This window comes from Rothia nasimurium (assembly GCF_928382285.1).
GTDB lineage: Bacteria > Actinomycetota > Actinomycetes > Actinomycetales > Micrococcaceae > Rothia > Rothia nasimurium_E.
In genome coordinates, this window is record NZ_CAKMSS010000003.1 from 24,748 (window position 1) to 44,698 (window position 19,951).

25 protein-coding genes are annotated in these 19,951 nt (G+C 58.1%); 2 read left to right on the plus strand and 23 right to left on the minus strand.

Annotated elements, in window-relative coordinates; translation table 11 throughout:
* Nucleotide 1 precedes the first annotated feature (1 nt).
* Nucleotides 2-439, minus strand: coding sequence for a holo-ACP synthase (locus L6758_RS04555; protein ID WP_237204783.1), 438 nt, complete (start codon nt 437-439; stop codon nt 2-4).
* 131 nt (nt 440-570) lie between these two features.
* Nucleotides 571-2,454 (minus strand): glutamine--fructose-6-phosphate transaminase (isomerizing), encoded by a 1,884-nt coding sequence (gene glmS, locus L6758_RS04560; RefSeq protein WP_237204782.1) that lies wholly within the window; start codon nt 2,452-2,454, stop codon nt 571-573.
* A gap of 127 nt (nt 2,455-2,581) precedes the next feature.
* On the opposite strand from glmS, the gene coaA reads away from it, so the two are divergent.
* Nucleotides 2,582-3,538 (plus strand): type I pantothenate kinase, encoded by a 957-nt coding sequence (coaA, locus tag L6758_RS04565; protein WP_237204781.1) that lies wholly within the window; start codon nt 2,582-2,584, stop codon nt 3,536-3,538.
* Nucleotides 3,539-3,774: 236 nt separating this feature from the next.
* On the plus strand, nt 3,775-4,158 hold the full coding sequence (mscL, locus tag L6758_RS04570) for a large conductance mechanosensitive channel protein MscL (RefSeq protein WP_185174296.1): 384 nt from the start codon (nt 3,775-3,777) through the stop codon (nt 4,156-4,158).
* A gap of 89 nt (nt 4,159-4,247) precedes the next feature.
* Here the strand turns inward: mscL and glmM are convergent, their stop codons facing one another.
* From glmM to rpsH, 21 genes are all read right to left on the minus strand, one after another.
* Entirely contained in the window at nt 4,248-5,603 is a 1,356-nt protein-coding gene (glmM, locus tag L6758_RS04575) for a phosphoglucosamine mutase (protein ID WP_237204780.1), read from the minus strand.
* Nucleotides 5,604-5,628: 25 nt separating this feature from the next.
* Nucleotides 5,629-6,714, minus strand: a complete 1,086-nt coding sequence (gene ppk2, locus L6758_RS04580; RefSeq protein WP_237198918.1) for a polyphosphate kinase 2 — start codon at nt 6,712-6,714, stop codon at nt 5,629-5,631.
* A 173-nt stretch (nt 6,715-6,887) separates the two neighbouring features.
* Nucleotides 6,888-7,376, minus strand: a complete 489-nt coding sequence (gene rpsI / locus L6758_RS04585) for a 30S ribosomal protein S9 (RefSeq protein ID WP_135013062.1) — start codon at nt 7,374-7,376, stop codon at nt 6,888-6,890.
* Between the two features lie 35 nt (nt 7,377-7,411).
* Nucleotides 7,412-7,855 (minus strand): 50S ribosomal protein L13, encoded by a 444-nt coding sequence (gene rplM / locus L6758_RS04590; RefSeq protein WP_135013063.1) that lies wholly within the window; start codon nt 7,853-7,855, stop codon nt 7,412-7,414.
* 290 nt (nt 7,856-8,145) lie between these two features.
* Nucleotides 8,146-9,075, minus strand: a complete 930-nt coding sequence (gene truA / locus L6758_RS04595; protein WP_237204779.1) for a tRNA pseudouridine(38-40) synthase TruA — start codon at nt 9,073-9,075, stop codon at nt 8,146-8,148.
* A 114-nt stretch (nt 9,076-9,189) separates the two neighbouring features.
* Nucleotides 9,190-9,870, minus strand: a complete 681-nt coding sequence (gene rplQ, locus L6758_RS04600; RefSeq protein ID WP_237204778.1) for a 50S ribosomal protein L17, sunset domain variant — start codon at nt 9,868-9,870, stop codon at nt 9,190-9,192.
* Between the two features lie 98 nt (nt 9,871-9,968).
* Nucleotides 9,969-10,964, minus strand: a complete 996-nt coding sequence (locus tag L6758_RS04605) for a DNA-directed RNA polymerase subunit alpha (protein WP_135013066.1) — start codon at nt 10,962-10,964, stop codon at nt 9,969-9,971.
* 146 nt (nt 10,965-11,110) lie between these two features.
* Complete coding sequence (gene rpsK / locus L6758_RS04610; RefSeq protein ID WP_083090739.1) at nt 11,111-11,515, minus strand: 30S ribosomal protein S11; 405 nt, start codon at nt 11,513-11,515, stop codon at nt 11,111-11,113.
* A gap of 71 nt (nt 11,516-11,586) precedes the next feature.
* Complete coding sequence (gene rpsM / locus L6758_RS04615; protein ID WP_083090738.1) at nt 11,587-11,955, minus strand: 30S ribosomal protein S13; 369 nt, start codon at nt 11,953-11,955, stop codon at nt 11,587-11,589.
* 160 nt (nt 11,956-12,115) lie between these two features.
* Complete coding sequence (gene rpmJ / locus L6758_RS04620) at nt 12,116-12,229, minus strand: 50S ribosomal protein L36 (RefSeq protein WP_004005257.1); 114 nt, start codon at nt 12,227-12,229, stop codon at nt 12,116-12,118.
* Between the two features lie 143 nt (nt 12,230-12,372).
* The gene (infA, locus tag L6758_RS04625; RefSeq protein ID WP_083090737.1) at nt 12,373-12,594 is read right to left on the minus strand and encodes a translation initiation factor IF-1; all 222 of its coding nucleotides are present in this window, start codon (nt 12,592-12,594) and stop codon (nt 12,373-12,375) included.
* A gap of 381 nt (nt 12,595-12,975) precedes the next feature.
* Nucleotides 12,976-14,157 (minus strand): 23S rRNA (adenine(2503)-C(2))-methyltransferase RlmN, encoded by a 1,182-nt coding sequence (rlmN, locus tag L6758_RS04630; protein WP_135013067.1) that lies wholly within the window; start codon nt 14,155-14,157, stop codon nt 12,976-12,978.
* 54 nt (nt 14,158-14,211) lie between these two features.
* A complete protein-coding gene (gene map, locus L6758_RS04635) occupies nt 14,212-15,045 on the minus strand; it encodes a type I methionyl aminopeptidase (protein ID WP_237204777.1) in 834 nt (277 codons plus the stop codon).
* Between the two features lie 113 nt (nt 15,046-15,158).
* Entirely contained in the window at nt 15,159-15,722 is a 564-nt protein-coding gene (locus L6758_RS04640; RefSeq protein ID WP_237204776.1) for an adenylate kinase, read from the minus strand.
* Nucleotides 15,719-17,029: a preprotein translocase subunit SecY gene (gene secY, locus L6758_RS04645; RefSeq protein ID WP_185174286.1), complete on the minus strand. Its 1,311-nt coding sequence runs from the start codon at nt 17,027-17,029 to the stop codon at nt 15,719-15,721. Before secY ends, L6758_RS04640 begins: the two co-directional genes overlap by 4 nt.
* 211 nt (nt 17,030-17,240) lie before the next feature.
* Entirely contained in the window at nt 17,241-17,693 is a 453-nt protein-coding gene (gene rplO, locus L6758_RS04650; RefSeq protein WP_135013750.1) for a 50S ribosomal protein L15, read from the minus strand.
* Between the two features lie 2 nt (nt 17,694-17,695).
* Nucleotides 17,696-17,905 (minus strand): 50S ribosomal protein L30, encoded by a 210-nt coding sequence (rpmD, locus tag L6758_RS04655; protein WP_135013749.1) that lies wholly within the window; start codon nt 17,903-17,905, stop codon nt 17,696-17,698.
* Nucleotides 17,905-18,588 (minus strand): 30S ribosomal protein S5, encoded by a 684-nt coding sequence (rpsE, locus tag L6758_RS04660; protein ID WP_135013748.1) that lies wholly within the window; start codon nt 18,586-18,588, stop codon nt 17,905-17,907. Before rpsE ends, rpmD begins: the two co-directional genes overlap by 1 nt.
* On the minus strand, nt 18,588-18,947 hold the full coding sequence (rplR, locus tag L6758_RS04665; protein WP_135013747.1) for a 50S ribosomal protein L18: 360 nt from the start codon (nt 18,945-18,947) through the stop codon (nt 18,588-18,590). Before rplR ends, rpsE begins: the two co-directional genes overlap by 1 nt.
* A 2-nt stretch (nt 18,948-18,949) precedes the next feature.
* A complete protein-coding gene (rplF, locus tag L6758_RS04670; protein ID WP_237204775.1) occupies nt 18,950-19,486 on the minus strand; it encodes a 50S ribosomal protein L6 in 537 nt (178 codons plus the stop codon).
* Between the two features lie 24 nt (nt 19,487-19,510).
* Entirely contained in the window at nt 19,511-19,909 is a 399-nt protein-coding gene (gene rpsH / locus L6758_RS04675; RefSeq protein WP_135013745.1) for a 30S ribosomal protein S8, read from the minus strand.
* Between the last annotated feature and the right edge of the window lie 42 nt (nt 19,910-19,951).

Here is a 19,951-nt window from a genome sequence, read left to right on the forward strand (position 1 = left end):
TCTAGTTCCCCTCTCCTACCGGGTGAGCTAGCAGCAACCCTCGAGCAGAGGGATCTAAACGCAGCAGGGTCAACAGGTCACTATCGCTCAGGTGTTCTGCCACAACGGTTGCGGTAGCTATAGGTTCATCATGGCTCATTGTGAGATGCCAGCGGTTGATCCCTAGTTCAGCAGCACGCCGAGCAACCGTCCCTTCCGCGACCAGGTAGGGGGCGCCGTCCGCGTCCTTCTCTACCCAGCAATCCTGCCAGTTCAAACCAGCAGGGGCACGCAGGGCCTTGGCAGCGGCTTCCTTGGCCGCAAAGCGGGCAGCTAGGGAACGGACGGGCAACCCCCGCTCCCCCGACGCAAAGAGCCGCTCCTGTAGAGCCGGGGTACGTTCTAAGAGCTCAGCAAACCGATCTATATTGACCACGTCAGTACCGGTACCAATTATCATGGGGATCTCCTCATCACTCCTGCTAGCTCCGCCTTTCTTCTGCCCATTCTACGGCCCCGCCTATCAGTTTAAAGAGCGAACCCCGCACCCTACCGGGTACGGGGTTCCAATCTCTCTTGCGTAAAGAGGCTTTACTCGACGGTTACTGACTTAGCCAGGTTACGGGGCTGGTCAACGTCGTAGCCCTTGGCATGAGCCACTGAGCAGGCAAAAATCTGCAGGGGAACAGTGGAGAGCAGGGGCTGGAGCAGGCTGGGCGAGGAGGGGATGCGGATGATGTGATCTGCATGTTCCTCAACAGCGGTATCGCCCTCTTCTGCGATAACGATGGTCACTGCACCGCGAGCGCGGACTTCCTGGATGTTAGAAACAACCTTGGAGTGCAGGGAGTCGCGACCGTTGGGTGAGGGGACGATAACGAAGATGGGCTGGCCTTCTTCGACAAGGGCGATGGGGCCGTGCTTGAGCTCGCCCGCTGCGAAGCCTTCGGCGTGCAGGTAGGCGATTTCCTTGAGCTTCAGGGCGCCTTCCATCGCTACGGGGAAGCCAACGTGGCGGCCCAGGAAGAGCACGGACTTGGCGTCCTTCATAGAGGTGCCGAGGTCCTTGACCTGCTGCTCGTTGTCGATAACAGCCTGAATCTTTTCGGGCATCTTCTGCAGTTCTTCAAGGATGGTACGGATTTCATCCTTGTACATGTTGCCGCGCAGCTGGGCCAGGTAGAGACCGAGCAGGTAGGCAGCAGCGATCTGTGAGAGGAAGGCCTTGGTGGATGCAACTGCAATCTCGGGGCCCGCGTGGGTGTAGAGAGCTGCATCGGATTCACGGGGCAGGGTTGAGCCGTTAGTGTTACAGATTGAAATAACCTTGGCGCCCTGTTCCTGGGCGTGGCGCACTGCCATGAGGGTGTCCATGGTTTCGCCGGACTGGGAGAGGGCAACGACCAGGGTCTTCTCGTCTACGATGGGGTCGCGGTAGCGGAACTCATGGGCCAGCTCGACCTCGGTGGGGATGCGGCACCAGTGCTCGATAGCGTAGCGGGCTACCTGGCCTGCGTAGGCAGCGGTACCGCAAGCAACAACGATAATCTTGTTGACGGAACGCAGGGTGGCATCGTCAATCTTGAGCTCGTCGAGAGTAAGGTTACCCTTTTCATCCAGACGGCCCAGCAGGGTATCGCGCACAGCGGCGGGCTGTTCGTGGATTTCCTTCTCCATGAAGGAGTCGAAGCCACCCTTTTCAACGGCAGCTGCGTCCCACTCGATAGTAAATTCCTTGCCGTTGGCGGGGAAGCCTTCGAAGTCGATGATGGAGTAGTCGCTACCGGTGATGGTAACAATCTGGTCCTGGCCCATTTCGACGGCCTTCTTGGTGTAGTCGATGAAGCCAGAAACGTCTGAACCCAGGAAGTTTTCGTTTTCACCCAGGCCAATAACCAGAGGTGAGTTGCGACGGGTTGCTACAACGCGGTCAGGGTGGTCAACGTGGATGACCAGGATGGTGAAGGCGCCTTCAAGGCGGTTTGATGCCTGGCGGACGGCTTCGGTGAGGTCCTTGTTCTCCAGCTTGTTGTAGATGGAAGCAATCAGGTTAGCGGCAATTTCGGTGTCAGTCTGTGACTTGAATTCGCAGCCTTCTTCGACCAGTTCGGCTCGCAGTTCTGCGAAGTTTTCGATGATGCCGTTGTGCACAACTGCCAGACGGCCGTTGTCGACAACGTGCGGGTGAGCATTGTTATCGGTGGGGCCACCGTGAGTAGCCCAGCGGGTATGACCAATACCGATAGTGGTTGCAGGCAGCGGGTTAGCTTCTACTTCAGCTTCAAGATTAGCGAGTTTACCTGACTTCTTACGGAATTCAATACCATTATCGCCGATGAGGGCGACGCCAGCTGAGTCATAGCCGCGGTATTCCTGGCGGCGCAGACCTTCAAGAACCACATCGTATGCGGTATGGTCAAATTTTTTACCGTCTGCGGCAGTGCCGAGACTTACGTATCCTACGATTCCACACATGCCTTCATCTTACATCTAAGAATTCACTGACCCCTTGCAGTTTTCGCCACAGTGTCGCAACCTGTTGCCTCTCTATAGACCTCTGTCATATTAGGTGAGCCACCTTCTGACCTCTAGACTGATGTAAATGAGCATGTCTGCGCTTTCTTCCAAATACTCCCCTTTCACTGAGCTAGACCGAGATACCTGGTCACGACTCGCTAGCGAGATTTCAGTTCCGCTCACAGAGGACGAGCTCCAGCAGCTTCGTGGGCTGGGCGAGACCATCGATTTGGATGAGGTAGCGCAGGTATACCTCCCCATTTCGCGCCTGCTCAACCTCTATGTCAACGCAGCTGCAAGTACCAACCACATGACCAACAGCTTTTTGGGCATTCAGGGGCAAAAAGTTCCTTTTATTATTGGCGTCGCTGGATCCGTTGCTGTAGGCAAGTCCACCACAGCCCGTGTCCTACAGGAGCTACTCAGGCGCTGGCCCTCGACCCCCAACGTTCAGCTGGTGACCACCGACGGCTTCCTCTACCCCAATGCCGAGCTAGAACGCCGGGGGCTCATGGGGCGCAAAGGTTTCCCAGAGTCCTACGACCGCCGTGCCCTCCTGCGGTTTGTGTCCGAAGTTAAATCGGGGGCTCCCCTCGTCACCGCCCCTAAATATTCCCACCTCTACTACGACATCATTGAAGGCGAGCGCATCGAGGTTACCAGCCCCGATGTGCTCATTGTGGAGGGGCTCAACGTGCTAGCTCCAGCCAAGCTTGAGAGCGAGAAAAGCTCAGCCCTGAGCCTGGCTGATTTCTTTGATTTCTCTATCTATGTTGATGCTTCCACCAGAGATATAGAGCACTGGTATGTGCAACGCTTCCTGAAGCTCCAGCGGTCGGCTTTCACCAACCCAGATTCCTACTTCAAACGGTATGCCGATTTGTCGGAGGACGCGGCGATTGAGCTGGCCCTGAGCATTTGGCGATCCATCAACGAACCAAACCTACGGGAGAACGTGCGTCCCACGCGCGGTCGGGCCCGTCTTATCCTCAAGAAGTCCCACGACCACAAAATCCGCAAGGTTCTCCTGCGAAAGAACTAGGCATATCGCGTCCTCTTAGCGGCTGTGCAAACGATCTTTTCAACACCACTGCCCCTCATAACCCGACGCCCGGTAAAGAAACAGGTACCAACGAACGGGTTGATGACTGGAAACCTACAAATTTTTAGCATAAGCTGGTAGGTTACCCCAACCTGTGAGTAAACCCACTGGTTTACAGCGAAAATTTCAGTTCAGATTGGTGTTCACCGCTGGCAGAAACCGCTATTCTTGAACTCATGCTTAGTGGTTTTAAAGATTTCATCACCCGCGGTAACGTCATCGACCTCGCAGTCGGTCTGATTATTGGCTCTGCCTTTACCGCCGTTGTTACTGCCCTGGTTGAGAAGGTTATGATGCCTGCCATCGCCCTTGCGACCGGTGGCCAGGAAGTTAACTTCGACAACTGGCTCATTGTTGGCCCCATTCAGTTTGGCGCTTTCCTGACCGCAGTTATTAACTTCCTCATTGTTGCAGCAGCCCTGTACTTCTGCATTGTTATGCCCGTCAACAAGTTCAACGAGCGTCGCGCTGCCAAGCTCGACCTTGAAGAAGAGGTTGAAGAAGAGGATCCTCAGGTTGCTCTTCTGAAGGAAATCCGTGACGCCCTGACCGTCAAGTAATTTTTTCTGTCCGTTATAAGTAAGACCCCGGTAGTTACCTACCGGGGTCTTATATATATTCTTAGGTTTTACACCCGAAATAGGCTACTTTAGATAGCTAGTTCACGAGCTACGACATCAGCTAGAGCCTGGGCTGTTGCGTCAGCAACCTCCTGGGTCTCAGCTTCAACCATGACGCGCACCAGGGGTTCGGTACCCGAGGGGCGAAGCAGAACTCGACCGGTATCGCCCAGCTGGGCCTCGGCGTCCTTAATCGCTTCTTGCAGGGGCACACAGCCAGCAACGCCAGCGCGGTCAACGCCCTTGACGTTAATCAACTTCTGGGGGGTTGCCTGCATGCGGTTAGCCAGCTCAGAGAGGGGCAGACCGGTACGGGCCATTTCAGCAGCCAGATGCAGACCGGTGAGCACGCCGTCACCGGTAGTGGCGTGGTCCGACATAATCACGTGGCCCGACTGCTCACCGCCCAGGTTAAAGCCGTTCTTGTTCATGGATTCCAGCACGTAGCGATCGCCCACAGCGGTGCGCTCTAGCTTGATGCCGTGTTCCTTGAGGAAGATTTCCAGGCCCAGTGAAGACATGACGGTGGCAACCAGGGTGTCGTCCTTAAGGGTGCCAGCTTCCTTCATCGACAACGCCAGAATCGACATAATCTGATCGCCATCTACCAGGTTGCCCTGCTCATCGACAGCCATGCAACGGTCGGCGTCACCGTCATGGGCAATGCCCAGGTCGGCGCTGTGGCGGACGACCGCTTCCTGAAGCTTCTCGGGGTGGGTTGAGCCCACACCGTCGTTGATGTTAATACCATCGGGTTCAGCGCCGATCACAAACACCTTGGCCCCCAGGGTGCGAAAGGCGTCAGGAGAAACCCCGGATGAGGCGCCGTTAGCGCAGTCCAACACAACCTTGAGGCCGTTCAGGCGGCGGTGCTCGGGCATGGTTGAGACCAGGTGGGTGACGTAGCGGTCTTCACCGTCAGTCAGCGGACGGACTCGCCCCACCTCACCGTGGGTGGGGTAACGGAAGTCCTTGGAGCGATAGAGGGCCTCAATGGCGTCCTCAATCGCATCATCCAGCTTCTTACCGCCGCGAGCCAGGAATTTAATTCCGTTGTCTTCAGCCGCGTTGTGGGAAGCAGAAATCATGACGCCGAAGTCGGCTTCTGTGCTTGCCACCAGGTAGGCCGCCGCGGGAGTGGGCACCATACCCGCGTCGAGCACGTCGACACCTGATGCTGCAAAGCCTGCGGTCATTGCCGCGCCAATGAACTCACCTGAGATACGGGAGTCATGGGCGATAACAGCCTTGGGGCGGACACCTTCTTTAACCGTATTGAACCCAAGGACGATGGACGCGGCCTGCGCAAGCTCCATAGCAAGAGCAGGAGTAATCACTTCGTTAGCGAGACCGCGTACACCGTCGGTTCCGAATAATCTAGACATTACTGATTATTCTACGCGCTCAGTTCTATTTTTCTTCACGCAGGACGGGGAAACCCTCAGGGTTTTCGGGCACATCGTCTTCTAGAACGTCGGATCCCTTACCCACGATGAGTGGGTCGGTAGAACCGACCAGTGCGTGGTCCTTATCTGGGTAGTCGAACTGGTTGAGCACGTGGCGCATGGCTTCGAGGCGGGCACGCTTCTTGTCGTTGGACTTCACAACGGTCCAGGGGGCATCGCCGGTGTCGGTGTAGAAGAACATGGCCTCTTTAGCCGCGGTGTAGTCATCCCACTTATCGAGGGAGGCCAAATCGGTGGGAGATAGCTTCCACTGGCGGACGGGGTCGGTGCGGCGGGAGTTGAAACGGGCCAGCTGCTCTGCGCGGGTTACGGAGAACCAGAACTTGATCAGTTTGACGCCGGAGTTGACCAGCATACGTTCTAATTCAGGGACCTCACGCATAAATTCGTAGTACTGCTGGGAGGTGCAGTAGCCCATGACGCGCTCTACGCCTGCTCGGTTGTACCAGGAGCGGTCCATGAGCACGATTTCGCCGCCGGAGGGTAGGTGCTGGATGTAGCGCTGGAAGTACCACTGGGTCTGCTCGACATCGGTGGGCTTTTCAAGCGCAACCACGCGGGCACCGCGGGGGTTCAGGTGCTCCATGAAACGCTTGATGGCACCGCCCTTACCAGCTGCATCTCGGCCTTCGAAGATAATCAGTACCTTCTGGCCGGTTTCCTTGACCCAGAGCTGTAGTTTGAGCAGCTCAATCTGCAGGGCTCGCTTTTCTTTTTCGTATTCCTTACGGGAAAGCTTCTTGTCGTAGGGGTAGCCGGCCTTCCAGGCGTCCGACTTCGCTGTATCCCCGCTCAGTTTCTTAGTGAGGGAGGAGATCTCATCAAGCTCTGCGCTGTAGTCCTCTACGACCGAAACGCGGCGGGTCTCTTTGGTGAGAGCTGCTTTAACTGCTTCCTTTTTAGGGTCAGCTGCCTGTTCAGGGGTAGCCTGCTCCGCAGCTTCGGTGCTGGGAGTTTCAACCTCGGCTGCGGCGTCCTTGCCTGCGGCCTTGGTGGAGCGTGAAGTGCGAGTGGTGTTCGAAGATGCCATGGGCACCCTTTCTCTCGTGTGTATGTTCCACACCTATTTTAGGCATAAGACGTGAGACACCCCACTGTTACACGTCTTTTGACCCTAAGCCGGGCAAAGCAAATGCCCCATTTCTGCAAAGAGAAATGGGGCATTTGACAACAAATCTGAGCAGTAGGCCCAGTAATCGTAGCTTAGCGCTTTGAGAACTGTGAAGCCTTGCGTGCCTTCTTAAGACCAGCCTTCTTACGCTCGATAACGCGAGCGTCGCGGGTCAGGAAGCCTGCCTTCTTCAGAGCGGGGCGGTTGTTCTCAGCGTCAATCTCGTTCAGGGCACGAGCAACGCCAAGACGCAGAGCGCCAGCCTGGCCGGAGGGGCCGCCACCTGAGATACGTGCGAAGACGTCGTAGGCGCCTTCGAGTTCAAGCAGCTTGAAGGGGTCGTTTACTTCCTGCTGGTGCAGCTTGTTGGGGAAGTAGTTGTCGAGCTCGCGACCGTTGACGGTCCACTTACCGGTACCGGGTACCAGGCGGACGCGGGCAACGGCTTCCTTGCGACGGCCAACAGCCTGACCGCCAACGGTCAGGGCGGGGCGGGCAGCCTTTTCAGCAACGGGTGCTGAAGACTCGGAAGTGTAGCTGGTGAGCTCTTCTTCGGTGGTGTACTCTTCGTTCTGAGCCACGATGTCTCCTTTAATAGTTCTTTCGTAGGCCCGAATTACTGGGCAACCTGGGTGAATTCGTAGGTCTTGGGCTGCTGAGCTGCGTGGGGGTGCTCGGAACCTGCGTAGACCTTGAGGTTCTTGAGCTGCTGGGCAGCCAGCTTGTTCTTGGGGAGCATGCCCTTAACAGCCTTTTCTACGGCGCGAACGGGGTTGGTTTCCAGCAGTTCGGCGTAGTTGACTGACTTCAGACCACCGGGGTAACCGGAGTGGCGGTAGGCACGCTTCTGCTCAAGCTTGGCACCGGTCAGTGCAACCTTTTCAGCGTTGATGATGATGACGGAGTCACCCATGTCAACGTGGGGTGCGAAGGTGGGCTTGTGCTTGCCGCGCAGCAGGATTGCGGTCTGGCTTGCGAGACGGCCGAGAACAACATCAGAGGCATCGATGATGTGCCACTGGCGGTTGTTGTCGCCTGACTTCGGAGTGTAAGTGCGCAAAATTTCGCCTTTTCTCGTTTCTTGTAGCGCTAGTTGGGTATCGCGCTGGTTTACATAGGTGCGTTTACGCAGGGTTTGGGTGAGGGCCAAACGCATCTGCGGTACCGATTTCCTCAGACCTCTTGTTCCCCGTTATTGTCCTGCAACTAGACCGAAGAACAGGGTACGAAATGAGGGCGGTATACGCACAACGTATGAAACTATACAGAGTTTCAGTCTCTTAATCCAGGTCTTTGCCCTTTAAAGACGGGGTTTTGACCGACCTCACGTTTAAATCACAGGCATGTGATTTAGAGGGTTCGTAGGTTTCGGGCTTTCTCGCTTTGGGCTGCGTAGCCGGACGCCTCAGGGTAGGTAATAGCGGCTAGGGCCAGACCACGCGGGGCAGCTAGACGCACCTGGGAGTCTCGTACGGGCTCTTCGATACGGGAGATGAGCCAGGCTTCGTCCTTTTTCCCCTCCCCTACCATGACCAGTGAGGCGATGAGGGTGCGCACCATGTTGTGGCAGAAAGCGTCTGCTCTGATGCTTGCCTCGATGAGTCCGTCCTCCCGCCGGATAAATCGGAGTTCGCGCAGCTCGCGGATCGTGGTGGATCCTTCGCGGGGCTTACAGAAGGAGAGGAAGTCGTTAAGGCCCAAGAGGTTCTGGGCAGCGCGGTTCATCAGTTCAAGATCAAGTATCGGGTTGATTTGCCAGGCATGATGGCGGTTAAGTGGGTTACTACCGGTTTCGTCCTGCCCGTCTTCGAGCAGGTACCGGTAAGAACGCTCTAGGGCCGAGAAGCGGGCGTCAAAATCGCTTGGGACCTCCTGACAGCTACTGACCGTAATCGCCCGCTGCATATAACCCTGTAGGCGGGCCGGCAGCCCTAGTTCTACTTCTGCATCGGCCAAAGCCCGGCTGAGGGCTCCGCGCAGTTTGCGGCATAGGGCGGACGCCGGTTCGTCCTGGCTGCGCCCGGGTAGCCGCTCCCAGGCGTCCTGGGCAACATCGAAGTGCACCACCTGGTGCAGGGCATGAACGCCGGCATCGGTGCGCCCTGCCACCGTCGTGTAGATGGGGCGACGGAAGATAAGGGCTAGGGCTTCTTCAAGGACTCCCTGGACGGTGATAAGCCCCGGCTGTTTGGCCCAACCTGCAAAGGGTCCGCCATCGTAGGCAAAATCAAGGCGCACGCGTACGCGGGGCTCGTATAGCTGCTCGGAGTTTTCGGTCAAGGCTCTCCTTAGAAGGCGGGGTACAGGCTCACTCCACTTTACCCGCTACAGACAAAGGCGGCCCTCCCCCGTGTGAGGGGAAGAGCCGCCTTTTTATCTACCGGTGACTAAGAATTAGTCTTCGGAGATGGTCTGTGCTGCTGCACCACCGGCAGGTGCGTAACCTGCTGCTTCAGCTGATTCCTTGGTGTCGAACCAGATTTCAGCCTGGGTGTTTGCGTACCAGCGTGAGCCGGGTACGTGGTACTTCATGGAGTCAGCGTTGCCCTTGATCTCGAAGCCCTCGGGAGCTTCGCCGTTCTCGGTTGCTGCGTGTGCGCCTGCGGGCAGGTCTGATGACTCGGCTGCTGCGGGTGCTGCTGCCTTGGTCTCTTCTGCTGCGGGTGCTGCGGCCTCTGCTACCTTGCTAGCTTCAGAAACAGCTGCGGCGGTTGCAACGGGCTCCATGACCAGTTCGATAACTGCCATGGGAGCGTTGTCGCCCTTGCGGTTACCAATCTTGGTGATGCGGGTGTAGCCACCGGGGCGCTCTGCCATTGCGGGGGCAATGACGGTGAAGAGCTCGTGGACTACGGTCTTGTTACCGATGGAGCGCAGAACGCGGCGGCGAGCGTTGAGGTCACCCTTCTTTGCGAAGGTGATCAGACGCTCGGCGACGGGGCGCAGACGCTTAGCCTTGGTAACGGTGGTGGTGATGCGCTTGTGCTCGAAGAGCTGCTGAGACAGGTTGTTCAGCATGATGCGCTCGTGGGTCGGTGATCCGCCGAGGCGGGGACCCTTAGTGGGAGTAGGCATAATTTATTCTCCTGGTAAGCCGTTCCTTACTGCCTCACGGCAGGGGAACCAAAGATGTTTGACTGGTGTAACGCCTGGAAGCGTTGACTGCCGGTGTCTTAGTAGTCGCTGCCGTAGCTGTCGTCGTCCTGCAGGCGGGCTGAGAGGTCCATTCCGGCGGGTGAGTCCTTGAGGGACAGGCCAAGCTCGGTGAGCTTTGCCTTAACTTCGTCGATGGACTTGGCACCGAAGTTGCGGATGTCCATGAGGTCTGCTTCGCTGCGGGTCACGAGTTCACCCACGGTGTGGATGCCTTCGCGCTTGAGGCAGTTGTAGGAGCGGACGGTCATGTCCAGGTCTTCGATGGGCAGAGCCAGGTCTGCGGCCATTGACTCGTCAGCGGGTGACGGGCCAACTTCGATACCTTCAGCGGCGGTGTTGAGTTCACGGGCCAGGCCGAAGAGCTCAACGAGGGTGTTGCCTGCTGATGCGACTGCGTCGCGGGGAGCAATTGCTTCCTTGGTTTCGACGTCCAGGGTGAGGGAGTCGAAGTCGGTGCGCTGCTCAACACGGGTCGCGCTGACGCGGAAGGTGACCTTAAGGACGGGTGAGTAGATGGAGTCGACCGGGATGCGGCCGATTTCTGCGTCACCTGACTTGTTCTGTGCTGCCGAGACGTAGCCGCGGCCGCGTTCGATGGTCAGTTCTGCGTTGAAGTTTGCGCGGTTGTTGAGGGTTGCGATGTGGAGGTCCGGGTTGTGGATCTCGACGCCTGCGGGCACCTCGATGTCGCCTGCGGTGAGTTCACCTTCGCCCTGCTTGCGCAGGTAGGCGATGACGGGTTCGTCGTTCTCTGAAGAGATGGAGAGTTTCTTGATGTTCAAGATGATCTCGGTGACGTCCTCGGTCACACCTTCTACAGTGCTGAATTCGTGCAGCACACCGTCGATGCGGATGCTGGTTACAGCGGCACCGGGGATGGATGAGAGAAGGGTGCGGCGGAGGGAGTTACCCAGGGTGTAGCCGAAGCCGGGTTCGAGGGGCTCGATGGTGAAGCGTGAACGGTTTTCCGATACGTGTTCTTCACGCAGGATGGGGCGCTGTGCAATGAGCACTATGTTTCCTTTCGGTGAGCATCCGCTATATGAGCTCACAGGTTGGGAAAAACGAGTGAGGAAGCAGACGAAGCAGTCTGTTCATTGACCTGCAGCCGGTGGGTTGCGGGTCGCCCGATGTTCGGGACGCGTCTAGCCGGTGGGGCTTAGACGTGGCGGCGCTTCGGAGGACGGCAGCCGTTGTGGGCAACGGGGGTGACGTCCTGGATGGAGCCAACTTCGAGGCCGGTGGCCTGGAGTGAGCGGATAGCGGTTTCGCGGCCGGGGCCGGGGCCCTTGACGAAAACGTCTACCTTGCGGACACCGTGTTCCTGAGCGCGCTTTGCAGCGGTCTCAGCGGCCATCTGAGCTGCGTAGGGGGTTGACTTGCGTGAACCCTTGAAGCCCATTTCGCCGGCGGATGACCAGGAAATAACAGCACCAGAGGGATCAGTGATTGAAACGATGGTGTTGTTGAAGGTTGACTTGATGTGTGCCTGACCGGCAACAATGTTCTTGGAAACCTTGCGGCGGCCGGTACGCTTGGCCGCTGCGCGAGTCTTGGGAGGCATTTTTGATTCTCCTACAAAGTTTTGGTTGAAGTGTTGGTCTTACGCGATGTGCAAGACTGAGGCAACACTGTTTACTTCTTCTTACCTGCGACGGTACGCTTCGGGCCCTTGCGGGTACGTGCGTTGGTCTTGGTGCGCTGGCCGTGTACGGGAAGGCCACGGCGGTGACGCAGACCCTGGTAGCTACCGATTTCTACCTTGCGGCGGATGTCGGCAGCAACCTCGCGGCGAAGGTCACCTTCAACCTTGTAGTTGCCTTCGATGAAGTCACGAAGTGCTACGAGCTGGGTATCGTCAAGGTCCTTGACGCGGGTGTTGGGGTCAACACCGGTTGCAGCAAGCGCTTCTTTTGCACGGGTCTTGCCCACGCCGTAGATGTAAGTAAGAGCAATTTCCACGCGCTTTTCGCGGGGAATATCGACTCCAGCGAGACGTGCCATGGGGCGTTCTCCTTGTTTTCGCAGAGGTCTGTGACATCACTGCCCGGTTGTCCCGGTCCCCGGCCTCTGTGCCCGGAGGTATCCTGCTTTTGTGGGCAGGAGCGGTGCCATTTTCTGTTGTGCCACCTGGTGGGGTGGTCTTGTCAGCGTTGGCTAGTGATTAGCCCTGGCGCTGCTTGTGGCGCGGGTTTTCGCAGATCACCATGACCACACCGTGACGGCGGATCACTTTGCACTTGTCGCAGATCGGCTTAACGCTCGGCTTGACCTTCATCGCATTCCTTTGCGTTGATGTTTCAGCTAATGCTTTTGGACGGGCGGGGTAAGAGGTTCTGTGTCCGGCTAGCCGGTGGGAGAACTGTTTACCCCTTTTACACGGCGTAAACGCCGCTGCTTAGCGACGTTTGGTGCTCGTGTTTACTTGTAGCGGTAGACGATACGACCGCGTGAGAGGTCGTAGGGGCTGAGCTCGACTACTACTCGGTCCTCAGGCAGGATTCGAATGTAGTGCTGACGCATCTTGCCTGAGATGTGTGCAAGTACTTTGTGTCCGTTGTCCAGCTCAACGCGGAATGATGCGTTGGGCAGTGCTTCGACCACGGTACCTTCAATCTCGATGACGCCGTCTTTCTTGGCCATATCCTCCGCTTTACTTTCGTGCTCCCAAGGTGTCTTGGGGGCTCTTGGTAGTGTTTTTTCTGTATTCGGTGCGTTCTCCCGGATTCGGGTACCGCTCCGCTTGCGTACTAAACGCATGGCACAGACAACCAACAAACTAATATACGGCAAAAGCCCCGGAATGTTAATGGTTTTCGCAAAACATAGCGAGCTTCACATTAAGGTCCGGGGCTTAAGGGCAGGGGCAGGACGCTTCGGCAGCCAGCTGACCAGACTCCCTACAACTGAGCACAGCAGATGCGCTGTCAGCCTGCTGGCTGGGGCTGGCGTGAATCGCTCGTGAGCGTTAGCGAACCAGCGAGAGGGTCAGCAGGCAAAAGCGCATCTGCTGTGCATCAGCATTTAATCTTCCTTAGCAGCAAGCTGGCCACAGGCACCGTCGATGTCACTTCCGCGGGTATCGCGTACGGTGGTGGGGATGCCGTGGGCGCGTAGGCGCTCGACGAAGTTTTGTTCGACGCCCTTGCGGGAGGCTGTCCATTTGGAGCCGGGGGTAGGGTTCAGCGGAATGGGGTTGACGTGCACCCAGCCGCGTCCGCGGGAGGCAAGTTTTTTGCCGAGGAGGTCGGCGCGCCAGCCCTGGTCGTTGATGTCGCGGATGAGGGCGTATTCGATGGAGATGCGGCGGCCGGTGGTGCGGTAGTAGTCGTAGGCGGCGTCGAGGGTTTCGTCGACTTTCCAGCGCTGGTTGATGGGGATGAGTTCGTCGCGGAGTTCATCGTCGGGGGCATGCAGGGAGAGGGCTAGGGTGATGGGGAGTTTTTCTAGTTCGAATTTGCGGATGCCGGGGACGAGGCCAACGGTGGACATGGTGATGCCGCGGGCTGAGATGCCGAGTCCTTCGGGGGCGGGGTCGATGAGGCGGTGGACGGCTCCCATGGTGGCTTTGTAGTTGGCGAGGGCTTCGCCCATGCCCATGAACACGATGTTGGAGACGCGCAGGGGGCGGGTGTCTTCGGAGCCGCCTTCGGCCTGTTCGAGGCCTTTCATGTCTTTGAGGTAGCGGGCGCCTGCAATGACCTGTTCAACGATTTCGGCGGTGGAGAGGTTGCGGGTGAGTCCCTGCTGGCCGGTGGCGCAGAAGGGGCAGTTCATGCCGCAGCCTGCCTGGGAAGAGATGCACATGGTGACGCGGTTGTCGTAGCGCATAATGACGGATTCGACGAGGGCTCCGTCGAAGAGGCGGTGGACGACTTTGAGGGTGTCGCCGCCGTCGGCTTCGAGGGTGCGGACGGTGGTGAGCAGCTGGGGCATGGCGTCGGCGACCATTTTTTCGCGTTCTGCTGCAGGCAGGTCGGTCATCTGGGCCGGGTCGTTGACGAGGCGTTCGAAGTAGTGCTTGGAGAGCTGGGCGGCTCGGAAGGGCTTGTAGCCGAGTTCTTCGAGGAAGGCTCGGCGGCCGGCCATGTCGAAGTCTGCGATGTGGCGCGGGGGTTTGCCGCAGCGGGGGGCTTTGAGGATGATTTGGCCGGGTTCGGGGCGGGCGCTGGAGATTTCCAGGGGGACGCTGGTGGTTTCGGTCATGGCTGCTGCTTTCGGTGCGATGCGGGGCGGACGCTGTGGGTTGGGGTGCGTGGTTTAGGCGGGGATGGGTTTGACGGTGACGCCGAGTTTGGAGAGTTCGGAGGCGCCGCCGTCCTCTGCGGTGAGCACCCAGATACCTTCGGAGTGCACGCAGACGGAGTGTTCCCACTGGCAGGCGTCTCCCCCATCGACGGTTTTGATGGTCCAGTCGTCGTCGAGGGTGACGGTTTCGATTCCACCGGTCACGAGCATGGGTTCGATGGCGAAGGCCATGCCCTTTTTGACACGGGGGCCGAGGTCGCGGGCGGCGTAGTTGAGGACGTCGGGGGCCATGTGCATGGAGGTACCGATGCCGTGGCCTACGAAGTCTTCGATGATCCCGTATTTGTCGCCGGTTTCTTCCCGAACGAAGTTTTCGATGGCGAAGCCGACTTCACCAATTTTTTTGGCGGTGGCGAGGGCTGCGATGCCGTGCCAGAGGGCTGCTCGGGTGATTTCTGAGAGTTCACGGCGGGCGTCCGATACTTCGCCGATGAGGGCGGTACGGGCTGAGTCGCCGTGCCAGGTGGTGCCGCGAGCGTCCTGTACTGTGGCGCCGCCGTCGATAGAGATTATGTCACCTTCTGCTAGGGCAAGGTCGCCGGGGATACCGTGGACGACAACGTCGTTCACGGAGGTGCAGATGGTGGCCGGGTAGTCGTAGTAGCCCAGGAAGTTGGATCCCGCCCCGTATTCAGCCAGGACGCCGCGGAAGACGGTATCGAGTTCGGCGGTGGTGACGCCGGGGGCGGCAGCTGCTACCGCTGCGTCCAGGGCGCGGGATGTGATGACGCCGGCTCGGGCCATGTCTGCGAGTTGGCGGTCTGTTTTGTATTCGATACGGCGCATAGGGTTCTTTCCTGGCTAGGTTTGTGTGCTGGGCTTTTGAGCCAAACTACACCAGTGTGCGTTAAAGACCTGTGCCCCCCGCAATGACCGGGGGCACAGGTAGGGTTGCTGCCTTAGTTGAGGGCGTCCATGATACGGGCGGTGACTTCGTCAATCTCACCCAGACCATCAATCTGGGTAACGAGGCCACGCTCAGTGTAGATAGCTACGAGGGGTGCGGTTTCTTCCTCGTAGACCTTGAGGCGGTGACGGATGACCTCTTCGTTGTCGTCTGAGCGGCCTTCCTTAGCGGCGCGGCCCAGGAGGCGCTCGACCAGTTCATCGTTGTCAGCAACCAGCAGGAGAACCTGGCCGATTTCCTGGCCCATGTCTGCCAAGATGGTGTCGAGCTCACCGACCTGGGCGGTGTTGCGGGGGTAGCCATCGAGCAGGAATCCGTTGGCGGTGTCGTCTTCAGCCAGGCGGGCGCGGACCATACGGTTGGTCACGGAGTCGGGAACCAGGTTGCCCGAGTCGATGTAGCTCTTGGCTTCCTTGCCCAGCTCGGTTTCTTCCTTGATGTTCTTGCGGAAGATGTCACCGGTGGAGATAGCGGGGATGTTCAGCTTTTCAGCGATTTTGACGGCCTGGGTGCCTTTACCGGCGCCGGGAGGGCCAATGATGAGCAGACGGTTCATCGCAGTAGTCCTTCGTAGTTGCGTTGTTGGAGCTGGGCGTCGATTTGCTTGACAGTGTCAAGACCAACGCCGATGACGATCAGCAGTGAGGCACCGCCGAGCGGGAAATTCTGGTTAGCGCCGAAGAGGACGAAGGCCACCAGCGGCAGGAGCGCTAGGACAGCTACGTAGATGGCGCCGGGCAGGGTAATACGGTTGAGAACGTAGCTCAGGTATTCCTGGGTGGGACGTCCTGCACGAATACCGGGGATGAAGCCACCGTACTTCTTCATGTTGCCAGCCACCTCTTCGGTGTTGAAGGTGATGGAGACGTAGAAGTAGGCAAATCCCAGGATAAGCAGGAAGTAGAGGGTCATATAGAGCGGGTGATCACCCATGACCAGGTAGGTGTTGATCCAGTTAACCCATTCGGGCGGAGCTGAGCCGTCTGAGGGGGTGTTGAACTGGGCAATCAGGCCGGGCACCATGAGCATGGAGGAGGCGAAGATGATGGGGATAACGCCAGCCATATTGACCTTGAGCGGAATGTAAGTGGTGGTGCCGCCGATGGTACGGCGCCCAATCATCCGCTTAGCGTACTGGACTGGGATGCGACGCTGAGACTGCTCAACGAAGACAACGGCCACGATGACCAGCAGACCTACCGCTACGACCGCTGAGAAGATACCCCAGCCCTGGGTCTGCAAGATGGAACCGAACGCCGAGGGGAAGGAGGCTGCAATTGAGGTGAAAATCAGCAGGGACATACCGTTGCCCACGCCCTTTTCGGTGATTTGCTCACCCAGCCACATAACCACGCCGGTACCGGCGGTGAGGGCAGTGATAATCAGCAGGATGTTCCAGATGCCATCGTCAGGAATAATCGGCAGGGTGCACCCTTGAAGGAGCATACCGGAGCGGGCCAGCGACACAATGGTGGTCGCGTTCAATAGCGCCAGCAGAATGGTGAGGTAACGGGTGTACTGGGTCAGTTTAGTCTGCCCCTGGGCACCTTCCTCGTGAAGCTGCTGGAAGCGGGGAATGACAACGCGAAGCAGCTGAACAATAATGCTCGCGGTAATGTAAGGCATAACGCCCAGGGCAAAAATCGACAGCTGGAGCAGGGCGCCACCGCTAAAGAGGTTAATCATGTCGTAAACGCCACCGGTTGCGGTGACGGTCGACAGGCACTGCTGCACGTTTCCGTAAGAGACACCGGGAGCGGGGATGAAGACGCCCACACGGTAAATCACGATAATACCCAGGGTGAACAGCAGCTTGTTACGCAGGTCGGGCGTCTTGAAAGCCCGTCCGAAAGCGGTCAGCACATGTCCTCCTGTGAGACAAAATCTTTGATGCCCCTCTCCCCTGCACGGTGCAGGCGGTGGGGGTAAGTACACAATCTCTTCCAGTCTATCGCTTAAAACTCAATCGTGTGTAGCTCAAACCTCTGAGCGTAAAGAAAGGTGCCCCGCTCACCGAAGTGAGCGGGGCACCCGCAAGAAGATGCCGCAACCGGTTGCCCGGTGCGTCATGGGACTACTTGACGGTTACAGAACCGCCGGCAGCCTCAATCTTGGCCTTAGCTGACTCAGAAACCTTGTCAACGGTTACGTTGTAGGCTGCTGAGATTTCGCCGGTACCCAGAACCTTGACCAGTTCGTTCTTGCGAACTGCGCCAGCTGCTACCAGAGCGTCAACGGTGATGTCGCCGCCCTCGGGGAACAGTTCCGCGATGCGGTCCAGGTTAACAACCTGGTACTCGGTGCGGAAGGGGTTCTTGAAGCCGCGCAGCTTGGGAAGGCGCATGTGCAGCGGAAGCTGACCACCTTCGAAGCCGGCGCGAACCTGGTAACGTGCCTTGGTACCCTTGGTACCGCGACCTGCGGTCTTACCCTTTGAGCCTTCACCGCGGCCTACGCGGGTCTTAGCCTTATGGGCACCCGGTGCCGGGCGCAGATCGTGAATCTTGATAGCGTCGTTGTTTGCCATCTTTACTTGACCTCCTCAACCTGAACCAGGTGAGCTACGGTGTTGATCATGCCGCAGGTGACGGGGTCAGCAGTGCGAACAACCTTGTTGCCGGGGCGCTTGAGGCCCAGGGAACGGAGGGTGTCGCGCATGTTCTGCTTTTCACCGACGTAGGACTTGATCTGGGTGATTTCCAGCTTTGCGTCGCTGGGCTGAATACGCTTACCGGTCATTACGCACCTGCCTTTTCAGACTGAGCGACACGCAGGAAGCCGGGGATAACCTCGTCCTGGGGAAGACCACGGCGTGCAGCAACTGCTACGGGCTCTTCGAGCTGACGCAGTGCTTCAATGGTCGCGTGGACAATGTTGATCTGGTTCGATGAACCGAGTGACTTGGACAGAACATCGTGGATGCCTGCTGCCTCAAGTACGGCACGAACGGGACCACCAGCGATAACACCGGTACCAGCGGTAGCGGGGCGGAGCATAACTACGCCTGCTGCTGCTTCACCCTGAACGCGGTGAGGAATGGTGCGGCCTTCAACGCGGGGTACGCGGAAGAAGTTCTTCTTTGCTTCTTCAACACCCTTTGAGATAGCTGCAGGAACTTCCTTCGCCTTGCCGTAGCCAACGCCAACCATACCGTTACCGTCACCGACGACGACGAGTGCGGTGAAGCTAAAGCGACGACCACCCTTGACGACCTTGGAGACGCGGTTGATGGTGACAACGCGCTCGATGAACTTGTCCTTCTCTTCTTCGCGACCGCGGTTGTTGCGGCGCTCACCGCGGTTGCCGCGGCGTTCGCCACGCTCGTTGCGGCGGGCTTCGCGCTTTTCGGAGGTTTCAGCGGTAGCTTCTGCGGTTGCTTCAGTCACCTGAGTTTCCTTTTCGTTTACAGTCTGCTCGCTCATTAGAGTGCCAGACCTCCTTCGCGTGCGCCTTCAGCTACTGCTGCGACACGGCCGTGGTACTTGTTACCACCGCGGTCGAAGACAACAGCTTCGATGCCTGCAGCCTTGGCACGTTCGGCAACAAGTTCGCCGACGCGCTTTGCCTTAGCGGTCTTGTCCAGCTCTGCTGCGCGCAGGTCTGCTTCCATGGTGGAAGCTGATGCCAGGGTCAGACCCTTGGTGTCGTCGATGACCTGAACGAACATGTGACGAGCTGAGCGGGTGACAGACAGGCGGGGGCGTGCTGCGGTGCCTGAAACGTACTTGCGGACGCGTGCGTGACGGCGTGCGCGCTGTGCTGACTTAGTCTTTACAGCCATTGTTACTTACCAGCCTTTCCGACCTTGCGACGGATCTGCTCGCCTTCGTAGCGAACGCCCTTGCCCTTGTAGGGATCGGGCTTGCGCAGACCGCGGATGTTAGCGGCTACCTGGCCTACCTGCTGCTTGCTGATACCGGAAACGGTCAGCTTGTTAGCGCCCTCAACAGCGAAGCTGATACCCTCGGGTGCTTCAATGATGATGGGGTGTGAGTAGCCAAGTGCGAACTCGAGGTCGGAACCCTTAGCGGTTACGCGGTAACCGGTACCAACGATTTCGAGCTTCTTGGAGTAGCCCTCGGTAACACCGATGATCATGTTCTGAATCAGGGTGCGGGTCAGGCCGTGCAGTGAACGTGATGCACGCTCATCGTTCGGGCGGGAAACGGTGACAACACCGTCTTCGAGTGCAACAGTGATGGGAGCAGCAACCTCGTGGGTCAGCTCGCCCTTTGCACCCTTAACAGCAACTACGTTGCCGTCGATCTTTACCTCAACGCCGGCAGGAACCGAGATGGGGAGACGTCCAATACGTGACATTCTTCTTCCTTTCTCTTCTACCGACTACCAGATGTAAGCGACGACTTCGCCGCCAACACCCTTCTTCGCAGCCTGCTTGTCAGTGAGCAGACCTGAAGAGGTTGACAGGATTGCGATGCCGAGGCCACCGTGTACCTGGGGCAGGTTGGTGGACTTTGCGTATACACGCAGACCCGGCTTGGAAATGCGGCGAACGCCTACGATGGAGCGCTCACGTGAGGGGCCGAACTTCAGTTCGAGGGTGAGGGTCTTACCGACCTTTGCTTCCTCTTCCTTGAAGTCAGCGATGTAGCCTTCAGCCTTGAGGATCTCGGCGATGCGAGCCTTGAGCTTGGAGTAAGGCATTGACACGGTGTCGTGATGTGCTGAGTTTGCGTTGCGCAAACGGGTCAGCATATCTGCGACAGGATCTGTCATAGTCATGGTGGGCTGAGCCCTTCCTCGTTATGGTTTCCTCACCGTGAT